Annotated in this window: 10 protein-coding genes and 1 pseudogene; 8 read left to right on the forward strand and 3 right to left on the reverse strand. The window is 39.0% G+C overall.

Translation table 11 applies throughout. The features are described 5' to 3' along the window. Positions 1-65 precede the first annotated feature (65 nt). The 3 genes and pseudogenes from phnX to IGK53_RS05180 form a co-directional block, all read right to left on the reverse strand. On the reverse strand, positions 66-851 hold the full coding sequence (gene phnX, locus IGK53_RS05170) for a phosphonoacetaldehyde hydrolase (RefSeq protein WP_002308893.1): 786 nt from the start codon (positions 849-851) through the stop codon (positions 66-68). Continuing rightward, positions 844-1,934, reverse strand: a pseudogene (gene phnW / locus IGK53_RS05175) (2-aminoethylphosphonate--pyruvate transaminase). The gene phnX and the pseudogene phnW overlap by 8 nt, the downstream one beginning before the upstream one ends. A 219-nt stretch (positions 1,935-2,153) precedes the next feature. Further along, positions 2,154-2,633, reverse strand: a complete 480-nt coding sequence (locus IGK53_RS05180) for an arginine repressor (protein WP_002316352.1) — start codon at positions 2,631-2,633, stop codon at positions 2,154-2,156. A gap of 358 nt (positions 2,634-2,991) precedes the next feature. On the opposite strand from IGK53_RS05180, the gene rpsB reads away from it, so the two are divergent. From rpsB to IGK53_RS05220, 8 genes are all read left to right on the forward strand, one after another. Further along, a complete protein-coding gene (gene rpsB, locus IGK53_RS05185) occupies positions 2,992-3,774 on the forward strand; it encodes a 30S ribosomal protein S2 (protein WP_002293880.1) in 783 nt (260 codons plus the stop codon). 97 nt (positions 3,775-3,871) lie between these two features. Continuing rightward, a complete protein-coding gene (gene tsf / locus IGK53_RS05190; RefSeq protein WP_002293878.1) occupies positions 3,872-4,753 on the forward strand; it encodes a translation elongation factor Ts in 882 nt (293 codons plus the stop codon). Between the two features lie 135 nt (positions 4,754-4,888). Then, positions 4,889-5,611 (forward strand): UMP kinase, encoded by a 723-nt coding sequence (gene pyrH / locus IGK53_RS05195; RefSeq protein WP_002293877.1) that lies wholly within the window; start codon positions 4,889-4,891, stop codon positions 5,609-5,611. A gap of 2 nt (positions 5,612-5,613) precedes the next feature. Further along, positions 5,614-6,171, forward strand: a complete 558-nt coding sequence (frr, locus tag IGK53_RS05200) for a ribosome recycling factor (RefSeq protein ID WP_002293875.1) — start codon at positions 5,614-5,616, stop codon at positions 6,169-6,171. A gap of 194 nt (positions 6,172-6,365) precedes the next feature. Further along, complete coding sequence (locus tag IGK53_RS05205) at positions 6,366-7,178, forward strand: isoprenyl transferase (protein WP_002308897.1); 813 nt, start codon at positions 6,366-6,368, stop codon at positions 7,176-7,178. Next, a complete protein-coding gene (locus tag IGK53_RS05210) occupies positions 7,175-7,975 on the forward strand; it encodes a phosphatidate cytidylyltransferase (RefSeq protein WP_002308898.1) in 801 nt (266 codons plus the stop codon). Before IGK53_RS05205 ends, IGK53_RS05210 begins: the two co-directional genes overlap by 4 nt. A gap of 160 nt (positions 7,976-8,135) precedes the next feature. Next, the gene (gene rseP / locus IGK53_RS05215; protein ID WP_002308899.1) at positions 8,136-9,404 is read left to right on the forward strand and encodes an RIP metalloprotease RseP; all 1,269 of its coding nucleotides are present in this window, start codon (positions 8,136-8,138) and stop codon (positions 9,402-9,404) included. A 67-nt stretch (positions 9,405-9,471) separates the two neighbouring features. Continuing rightward, the gene (locus tag IGK53_RS05220; RefSeq protein ID WP_002329345.1) at positions 9,472-11,181 is read left to right on the forward strand and encodes a proline--tRNA ligase; all 1,710 of its coding nucleotides are present in this window, start codon (positions 9,472-9,474) and stop codon (positions 11,179-11,181) included. The last annotated feature ends 95 nt before the right edge of the window (positions 11,182-11,276 follow it).

Below are 11,276 nucleotides of genomic sequence, written 5' to 3' on the forward strand. Positions count from 1 at the left end.
ACACCGTTTATTCGCAATAAGGGCTGTGACAATATTTTTGTCACAGCCCTTATTGCGAATAAAAGTCATTCTGGATTCTTGTCAGCGCACAAAATGTACTCTGTTAACTCCTTTAAGTTATTTACGCAAAGATCAGCACCAGCTTGTTGGAATCTAAGAGCAACAGACTGTTTTAAGCGATCTTTTTCCTCCATCTCTATTTGTTGGTATGCATCATATGAAAGTCCCATCAGCGAACTACCTTCAATCACACCAACTGTAAACACCCCAGCATTTTTTCCTTCTTGGATATCTGAGACCGTATCTCCAACTTTGATTACTTCATCAACCGACTTGTTTTTGAAATGTTGTATGTTTTTATGAATCATATAAGGAAATGGTCGTCCATATCCTTCGACGTCTTCAGAAGTTGCCATAAAGTCTGGTGAATACCCTCCTTTTTTTGCGGTTTCTGCTACGATTGCCATCATAGGAGCAGTAAATCCAGTCGTGGAACCAATATTGATCCCAGCGCTTCTCAACTGCTCGACCGTTTCCAATGTGTCGGGTTTCAAGGTAGAATGCTGGGCCAAATCTTTAAACAGATAATGTTCAAATTGCTGATACAATTCCTCCACCTCTTTTTCCTGAGGTAGTTGTCCATGAATCGCTATCCATTGTTCTTTGACAGAAGGGAGGGAAAGAAGCTGTTGGATATGATCCCATTTTAATTTTCCCATCGGTTCGCGGATCTCTTTGTCAGTCAGTTGGATTCCTTTTTCTAGAAAAGCATTTCTAAAAGCGTGGACAGGAGCCATACAGCCAAAGTCCACAGTTGTTCCTGCCCAATCAAAAATTACAGTTTTAATCATTAATGTTCTCCTTATAGTCTTTGATAATTGCTGTCAGTTCTAAAATGTCTTCTGGATAAATCTCGCCAATATTACCGATACGAAAACATTCATGATCGCTGATCTTCCCAGGATAGATCACAAATCCGTTTTGTTTTAAATGCTGATAGAAATGATTGAAATCAAATCGCCAGTCTTTAGGGTAAAGAAAAGAGGTAATGAATGGCCCCTGATACTCTTGGATGAAAGGCTGGAATCCCATCTCTGTCATTTTTGTCGTAGCACATGATTATTGGCGAGATAACGTGAATATCGAGTTTCGATCCCTCCTTCTAGCTCTAGTTCCTTCAATGCCTGTTGAAAAGCCAAAACCGTATGAGTAGGGGGAGTGAAACGCCATTTGCCATTCTCGTTTTCCATCACGCGATACTGGTCATACAGATCAAGTGACAAACTTCGACTCACATTTTTTCGCTTTTCTAGTTCCACTTTATTAGCAAGTACAAAAGAAAAACCTGGAACACCTTGAATACATTTATTTGAGCTAGAAATCAAAAAATCGATCCCTAGTTCCGCTACATGAATCGGTATCCCACCAAAGCTAGACATCGCATCTACTATAAACAAAAGATTTCTTTCCTGTACGACAGTAGCAATTTCTTCCAAATCATTTAAAATACCGGAAGTAGTCTCGCTATGGACCATTGCAAGTGCGGAGATAAACGGATTCTCTTCAATCAACTGTGTAATCATATGTGCTTGGGGGATTTGGTGTTCAGGTACTTCATAAACTGCATAGTTTAGTTGCAGATATTTGCACATGGCAACCATTCGTTGACCGTATGCGCCATTTGAACAAATCAGCAAAGTATCTTCTGGTCTAATCACAGTACTTAAAACAGATTCTACCCCAAAGGAGCCGCTGCCTTGCATCAAGACCGTTGTGTATAGTTCTTCCGGTACTTGAGCAAGCTCCAGCAATTTTTTTCTTATCCATTGTGTCATCTCTTTGTATTCTTGATCCCAGGTACAATGATCGGTCAGCATCGCTTTTTTCACTGTTTCAGAAGTCGTTAATGGTCCAGGCGTTAATAATTTATACATGCGATTTCCTTTCATTTCTTTTTTATTGACATACACAAAGAGCAAGACTCTGCTCTTGCTAACATCCAATATAAATGATGAGTATTGTGATTTAATCAAAGTTATGAAAATTTTAAATAAAAACTGATGTATTTTTGTAAAGAGTGTAAAGGTTTATTTAACAAGGAAAATATTGAAAATAAAAAAACACGCATTCCTTATTAGGAACACGTGCTCTGATTAAAAAAGTGATACTTCAGTCGGATGGTGAAGAAATTCTTCTACTCGTTTTGCATCCTCCTCATTTTCTGAGATAATCATGATCGTATCAAATCCAGCAATCGTACTGACGATAGGAGGAGGCTTGATCTCATCTAAAACAGATGCAAATAAATGAGCATTGTCTGGCAAGGTATTAACGATTGTCAAAAAGTGGACTCGTTCGACTTTCAACACAATGTCTTCAATCATTTGAATCAGCCGATCCTCTTCTTCAGTCTTAGTATCAGGAGTACCTTTTTCGCGAAACAACACAAAGCGGGAAATACCGTTTTCATCAGGTGCCTTCACGATTTTCAGATCACGTATATCTCGAGAAATCGTTGCTTGCGTTGCGGTAACGCCATAATGCCCAAGTTTGTTTAATAGTTCTTCTTGCGTACGGATCGGGAATTCTTCAATGACTTGTTTAATCAGCAAATGTCTTTGAGCTTTGCGCATTTTCTTTCTCCTTTACGAAAGATTTCACATGTATCATAACAAAAAAAAGAAGGATTGCCCAATAATATTCGTCTTTTATATCTAAAATTATTTTATGGAAAAAAGAGAATAAAGAAACAAAGAGAAATCTACTGTTTTTCTTGAATTCTTTTTGTCTTTCAGGTAAACTATTGAATGTTGAGCAGAAAAGTACATTTGCTCTTGCGATATGGATCTTTTGTCTGTATAATAGCTGAGGGTGCTTTATGCATCAGCAAATCCACATTCTTATTGGATTGTCGGTAGGTGCTTGAAAAAGTTTGCCGGCAAGGTAGAAGATAAGAAGAGGGAAAATAAAACCAAATCGGAGGAAACAAACATGGCAGTAATTTCTATGAAACAATTACTAGAAGCCGGCGTACACTTTGGTCACCAAACTCGTCGCTGGAACCCAAAAATGAAGAAATATATCTTCACAGAAAGAAACGGAATCTACATCATTGACTTACAAAAAACAGTTAAATTAGTAGATGCAGCTTATGATTACATGAAGAGCGTTGCTGAAGAAGGCGGCGTAGCATTATTCGTAGGTACAAAAAAACAAGCACAAGAAGCAATCAAAGAAGAAGCAACTCGTGCAGGACAATACTTCGTTAACCATCGTTGGTTAGGCGGAACATTGACAAACTGGGATACTATCCAAAAACGTATCAGCCGTTTGAAACAAATCAATGCAATGGAAGAAGATGGAACTTTTGAAGTTCTACCTAAAAAAGAAGTTGCTGGTTTGAACAAAGAACGCGAACGTCTTGAAAAATTCTTAGGCGGTATCGCTGATATGCCAAGAATCCCAGATGTAATGTACATCGTTGACCCACGTAAAGAACGTATTGCTGTTCAAGAAGCACACAAATTAAATATCCCAATCGTAGCTATGGTTGATACAAACTGCGATCCAGATGAAATCGACGTAGTAATCCCTTCAAACGACGATGCCATTCGTGCCGTTAAATTGATTACTTCAAAAATGGCTGATGCTTTCATCGAAGGAAACCAAGGTGAAGATCAAGTAGTTGAAGAAGATTTCACAGAAGAAAACACAGCAACATCAATCGAAGAAATCGTAGATGTTGTTGAAGGCGACAATTCTTCAGCAGAATAATTTTGAATGATGGAGCTGTTTCAAAGGCTGGGCGACAAGCCTCACTCTCCTTTGAAACAGCTTTTTTTAAAAAGAACACACACAGGAGGAGTTAAACATGGCAGACGTTACAGCTAAAATGGTAAAAGAACTACGCGAAATGACTGGCGTAGGAATGATGGATGCGAAAAAAGCATTAGTTGAAGTAGAAGGCGATATGGAAAAAGCAGTTGATCTTTTACGTGAAAAAGGAATGGCAAAGGCTGCAAAGAAAAATGACCGCATTGCCGCTGAAGGATTAGCTTCAGTTGCTGTGAAAGGTAACACTGCAGCAATCGTTGAAGTAAACTCAGAAACAGACTTTGTATCTAAAAATGAAATGTTCCAAGACTTAGTAAAAGAAATCGCAGAACTTGTTGCTGAAAACAAACCAGCAGACATGGAAGCTGCAATGAAAATCAAAACAGATAAAGGAACGATTGAATCTGATTTGATCGAAGCAACTCAAGTTATCGGAGAAAAAATCAGCTTCCGTCGCTTTGAAGTTGTAGAAAAAGACGACAATGCTGCATTTGGCGGATACTTGCATATGGGCGGACGTATTGCTGTATTGACTGTTCTAGACGGAACAACAGATGAAACAGTTGCAAGAGATGTAGCTATGCACGTAGCAGCTATCAATCCTCGCTATGTAAACGAATCACAAATTCCAGAAGCTGAATTAGAACATGAAAAAACTGTTCTTACAGAACAAGCATTGAATGAAGGCAAACCAGCGAATATCGTTGAAAAAATGGTAGAAGGACGCTTGAAGAAATTCAAAGCAGAAATCGCTTTGGTTGACCAACCATTCGTTAAAGATCCTGATATGACTGTTGAAAAATACGTTGCTTCAAAAGGCGCAACTGTTAAAACATTCGTACGTTTCGAAGTTGGCGAAGGTATCGAAAAACGCGAAGATAACTTTGTAGAAGAAGTTATGAGCCAAGTGAAAAAATAATTCTGTTGAATGACAGACGGGAACGCACGCTTTGTGCGCTCCCTTTTTTTAAGCAAAACAAGAAAAACCAGGCTTAGCGTGTCGAAATCATCTAAGTATGGTAAAATGGCAATAGAAAATATTGGAGGAATGAACATGGTCACACCGAAATATCAGCGTGTAGTCTTAAAATTGAGTGGAGAAGCTTTAGCTGGGGATGCAGGATTTGGAATCAAACCACCAGTAATCAAAGAAATCATCCAAGAAATCAAAGAAGTTCACGAACTGGGCGTTGAAATGGCAATCGTTGTGGGTGGCGGAAATATCTGGCGCGGACAAATCGGAGCACAAATGGGCATGGAACGCGCTCAAGCTGATTACATGGGTATGTTAGCTACAGTTATGAATGCCTTAGCTTTACAGGATACGTTGGAAAACGTGGGTGTACCGACACGCGTGCAAACTTCGATTGAAATGCGTCAAATCGCAGAGCCATACATTCGCCGTAAAGCAGAACGTCATTTAGAAAAAGGACGGATTGTTATTTTTGCGGGCGGTACCGGCAACCCGTACTTCTCGACAGATACAACGGCAGCATTACGCGCAGCAGAAATCGGCGCAGATGTTATCCTGATGGCTAAAAACAATGTAGACGGTGTTTATTCTGCTGATCCGAAAGTAGATGCAAATGCAGTGAAATTTGAAGAACTGACTCATCTGGAAGTGATTGCTAAAGGATTACAAGTCATGGATTCAACTGCAAGTTCACTAAGCATGGATAATGACATTCCATTGCTTGTCTTCAATTTAAATGAACACGGAAATATTCGCCGAGCAATCTTAGGTGAAAATATCGGAACGACTGTAAGGGGGAAATAAAAATGGCAGATGCAATTATGACAGAAGCAAAAGAAAAAATGAAAAAAGCAGCACAAAATCTTCAACGTGAACTTGGGCAAATCCGCGCAGGCCGCGCGAATGCTAGCCTTTTGGATCGAATCACTGTGAATTATTACGGTGCACCAACTCCATTGAACCAAATGGCGTCAATCCAAATCCCAGAAGCACGTGTTTTAATGATCACGCCTTTTGACAAGAGCATTCTTCAAGATGTTGAAAAAGCTATTATGGCAAGTGATATCGGAATCAGTCCTACCAATGATGGAAATGTTATTCGTTTGGTTATCCCACAACTGACAGAAGAACGTAGAAAAGAATTAGCTAAAGATGTGAAAAAAGAAGCAGAAAATGCAAAAATCGCGATTCGTAACATCCGTCGTGATGCAATCGATGAATATAAAAAACAACAAAAAAATGGTGACATTACCGAAGATGATTTGCGTGGACTAGAAAAAGACGTACAAACATTGACAGATAACAGCATTAAAGAAGTAGATAAGATCGCTGCTGATAAAGAAAAAGAATTATTGGAAGTTTAATAAAACCATAAAAACAGAGGGGCGGATCATTCCGCTTCCTCTGTTTTTATTTATGTTTCTTTTATTTAAAGATTAAAAAAAGAAAAAATTATTCAGTTTTTAAATAAAAAAACAATGATTTCATAGGAAAAACGTTTAGATATTGCTATAATACTTAAGATAGTGGGAATCTTTTAAGTATAGGAGGAAAAAGAATGTTACGTTTTTTTCCGCAAAAAAACAAATATATTCAAGAAAAAAGCGAATTTCAATTTAATGCCGATGGACCAATTCCTCAACACGTTGCCATCATCATGGACGGCAATGGTCGTTGGGCGCAAAACCGGCGTTTGCCAAGAGTCGCTGGTCATAAAGAAGGTATGGAAACAGTAAAGAAAGTCACAAAGAAAGCATCAAGGCTTGGAGTGAAAGTATTGACGCTTTATGCTTTTTCAACTGAAAACTGGAAGCGACCAAAAGATGAAGTAAGTTTTCTCATGCAACTACCTGTCGACTTTTTTGATACGTTCGTACCAGAATTGATCAAAGAAAACGTCAAAGTCCATGTCATGGGGTATGAGAACGTGTTACCAGAACAGACGCAAGACGCTGTAAAACGTGCAATTGAGCAAACAAAAGACAATACCGGAATGGTGTTAAACTTTGCTTTGAATTACGGAAGCAGAGCAGAAATCGTGACCGCAGTCCAAAACATTGCTGAAGAAGTAGCAAAGGGAGAAATACAGGCAGAAGAAATCGATGATGAAGTGATTGCCAACCATCTAATGACAGGTTTCTTGCCCAAAGAATTACAAGATCCTGAGTTGATGATCCGTACAAGCGGAGAAGAGCGGATCAGTAATTTTCTGTTATGGCAGATTGCATATAGTGAATTGTATTTTACAAAAGCACTTTGGCCTGATTTTGACGGTGCACATCTTGAAGAAGCAATTGCCTCTTATCAAAATCGAGATCGTCGATTCGGCGGTGTAAAAAAAACAGAAAATGAGAAAGGGGATCAGTCATGAAACAACGTGTAATCACAGCAGCCGTGGCGCTTGTCTTGTTTATTCCGATTATATGGATTGGGGGCATAGCGGTTGAGCTTACCGCAGCAGTCTTAGCTGTGGTAGGAGTTTATGAGCTTTTCCGGATGAAAGGATTGACTCTCCTAAGTTTTGAAGGAGTTTTATCCGCTATTGGTGCAGTGCTCCTTGTCTTGCCAAAAGAAAGATGGTTCTTCTTTCTTCCAGAGAACGTCAGTACATTTATGCTATTTTATCTTATCGTTATGATCCTTTTAGGGACGTCAGTTATATCTAAAAATACGTATACGATTGATGAAGCAGGTTTCCCAGTACTTGTCAGTTTGTATGTAGGAATAGGCTTCCAGAATTTCGTCAATGCACGAACAGAAAGTTTAGCTGTTTTGATTTTTGGTCTGTTTATCGTTTGGGCAACTGATATTGGTGCTTATATGGTTGGCCGTCGTTATGGACAACACAAGTTAAGTCCGGATATTTCACCGAACAAAACGATTGAAGGCGCGTTAGGCGGGATCGGAAGTGCTGTTGTAGTCGCATTTCTTTATCTATTGTTGTATCCAGCAAAAGAACTATTCAATCATGGTATGTTTGTCATGCTTCTGATGACGATTATTTTTTCGGCAGTCGGACAATTTGGCGATTTGGTCGAATCAGCAATCAAACGCCATTATGATGTGAAAGACTCAGGAAATATCTTACCGGGCCACGGGGGAATCTTAGACCGTTTCGATAGCTTGCTGTTTGTATTTCCTATCATGCATTTATTTGGCATTATTTAGTAAGTATACCTGCGTTTCTTTGTGATTTTCATAAAAGACGCAGGTTTTTGTTTCTCATTTTATTGATACTATTGGTGTCTTAGGTATACTATGGTAAAATTATAGTGTTTTAACGTTGTTTAAAAAAACACACAAAAAACAAGTAAAGGAGAAAAAAGCTATGAAAACGATACTAACATTTATCATTGTTTTTGGTATATTAGTGATTGTTCATGAGTTTGGTCATTTCTTCTTTGCGAAACGATCAGGAATCCTCGTTCGCGAATTTGCTATCGGTATGGGTCCGAAAATTTATGGGCATCAAGCAAAAGACGGGACAACATATACGCTTCGCCTATTACCTATTGGCGGTTATGTTCGAATGGCAGGCAATGGGGATGATGAAACAGAAATGGCACCAGGTATGCCTCTTTCTCTTTTACTAAATTCTGACGGCATCGTAGAGAAGATAAATTTAAGTAAGAAAATCCAATTGACAAATGCTATCCCAATGGAATTGAGCCGTTATGATTTAGAAGATGAGCTGACTATCACTGGTTATGTGAATGGAGATGAAACAGAAGTAGTGACCTATCCTGTCGATCACGATGCGACGATTATTGAAACCGACGGAACAGAAATCAGAATTGCACCAAAAGATGTACAGTTCCAATCGGCTAAACTGTGGCAGCGTATGCTGACCAATTTTGCCGGTCCAATGAATAACTTTATCTTGGCAATCGTGTTATTTATTATTCTTGCATTCATGCAAGGCGGTGTTCAAGTGACAAATACTAATCGTGTAGGAGAGATTATCCCTAATGGTGCTGCGGCAGAAGCAGGCTTAAAAGAAAATGATAAGGTAGTTAGCGTGGACGGTAAAGAAATCCACACTTGGAACGATTTGACAACAGTCATCACGAAAAATCCAGGTAAAACATTAGATTTTGAGATCGAACGAGAAGGTAAGATGCAATCTGTCGACGTGACACCGAAATCTGTAGAGTCAAATGGCGAAAAAGTTGGCCAACTTGGCATACAAGCCCCAATGAATACAGGTTTTATGGATAAGATCATCGGCGGAACACGTCAAGCTTTTAGCGGTTCATTGGAAATTTTCAAAGCCTTAGGATCACTGTTTACAGGTTTTAGTTTAGATAAATTAGGCGGACCTGTTATGATGTACCAATTATCTTCAGAAGCAGCAAACCAAGGTGTAACAACTGTTATTGGTTTGATGGCGCTTCTTTCAATGAACCTTGGAATCGTCAATCTGCTTCCGATCCCTGCCTTAGATGGTGGGAAATTAGTGTTGAATATTTTTGAAGGGATTCGTGGGAAACCATTAAGTCAAGAAAAAGAAGGAATATTGACATTAGCTGGCTTTGGATTTTTAATGTTGTTGATGGTGCTAGTTACATGGAACGATATTCAACGATTCTTTTTCTAGAAAAAGTTGACAAATAGGGTATAATAACAAACGATAACTATTTTGAGGAAATAAAGGAGTATATAGAATGAGACAATCAAAAATGTTGATTCCAACATTACGTGAAGTTCCAAATGATGCAGAAGTATTAAGTCATCAAATCTTGCTAAGAGCTGGATATATCCGTCAAGTATCAGCGGGTATCTATTCTTATCTGCCATTAGCAAATCGTGTATTAGAAAAGCTGAAACGTATCATGCGGGAAGAATTTGAAAAAATCGGTGCGGTAGAGATGCTGATGCCTGCTATCTTGCCAGCAGAACTTTGGGAAGAGTCAGGACGTTACGAAACATATGGTCCAAACTTGTATCGTTTCAAGGACCGTAATGATCGAAAAATGATTCTTGGACCAACTCACGAAGAGACTTTTACTGATTTGATGCGTAATGAAATTAATTCATATAAGAAATTACCTTTGAATCTTTATCAAATCCAACCTAAGTATCGTGACGAAAAACGTCCTCGCTTTGGTTTGCTTCGCGGACGTGAGTTTATCATGAAAGATGCATATTCTTTCCATGCAACGGAAGAAAGTTTAGACGAAACGTATAAAGATTATGAAAAAGCCTATACCGAAGTCTTTAAGCGTTGCGGTTTGGAATTTCGTTCGATCATCGGAGACGGTGGCGCAATGGGCGGGAAAGACTCAAAGGAATTCATGGCGATCTCAGAGATCGGGGAGGATACGATCTGTTATTCGACTGAAAGTGATTATGCTGCAAACTTGGAGATGGCTACAAGCTACTATGTGTCAAAAAAATCGCATGAAACACAGCTTGAATTAGAGAAAGTAGCTACACCTAACGTAAAATCAATTGACGAAGTAGCAGATTTCTTTTCTGTTGAACCTCAAAAAATCATCAAGTCTGTATTGTTCATTGCGGATGAACAACCTGTCCTTGTTTTGGTACGCGGAGACCATGAAGTCAATGACGTAAAACTGAAAAACTATCTATCTGCTGACTTTTTAGAAGAAGCGACGGAAGAAGAAGCACAAAAATATCTAGGTGCTGAGTTTGGTTCTGTCGGACCAATCGGTGTTTCAGAGGATGTAAAAGTATATGCAGACCGTTATGTCCAAGATTTAGCGAATGCCATTACTGGAGCGAACGAAACAGGCTTCCACTATAAAAATGTGAATCCAGAACGCGATTTCACTGTGCTTTCTTATGAAGATCTTCGTTTTGTACAAGAAGGAGATCCTTCACCAGACAACAACGGTGTTCTTGCCTTTACTCGAGGAATCGAAATCGGACATATCTTCAAAATTGGCACTCGTTACAGTGAATCTATGGGAGCAACCGTTCTAGACGAAAACGGACGGGAAAAATTTGTGATTATGGGCTGTTATGGTATCGGTGTGAGCCGTTTATTATCAGCAATCGTAGAACAACATTCAGATGAACAAGGAATCAATTGGCCAAAAGGAATTGCGCCATTTGATCTGCATATCGTCCAAATGAATCTAAAAGACGAATACCAAACAAACTTGACGAATGAACTAGAAGAAGCGATGACAAAAGCTGGCTATGAAGTACTGGTTGATGATAGAAATGAACGCGCAGGAGTGAAATTCGCGGATTCTGATTTGATTGGCTGTCCAATCAGAATTACTGTCGGTAAAAAAGCAGTGGATGGAATCGTAGAAGTGAAAATCAAGAAAACTGGCGAAATGGTTGAAGTACGTAAAGAAGAATTGGCGAATACTTTACCAATCCTCTTGAACCAAGGCGAATAATAAGCGTTAAAACACAGAAAAGTAAAATAGCTGAATCAGCTGTTTTTGACAACCTGATGTTTCGCTTTTAAAATTGGAACTGTGATGTGAATCAC

Source organism: Enterococcus sp. DIV1224, from assembly GCF_050555455.1.
GTDB classification, from domain to species: domain Bacteria; phylum Bacillota; class Bacilli; order Lactobacillales; family Enterococcaceae; genus Enterococcus_B; species Enterococcus_B lactis.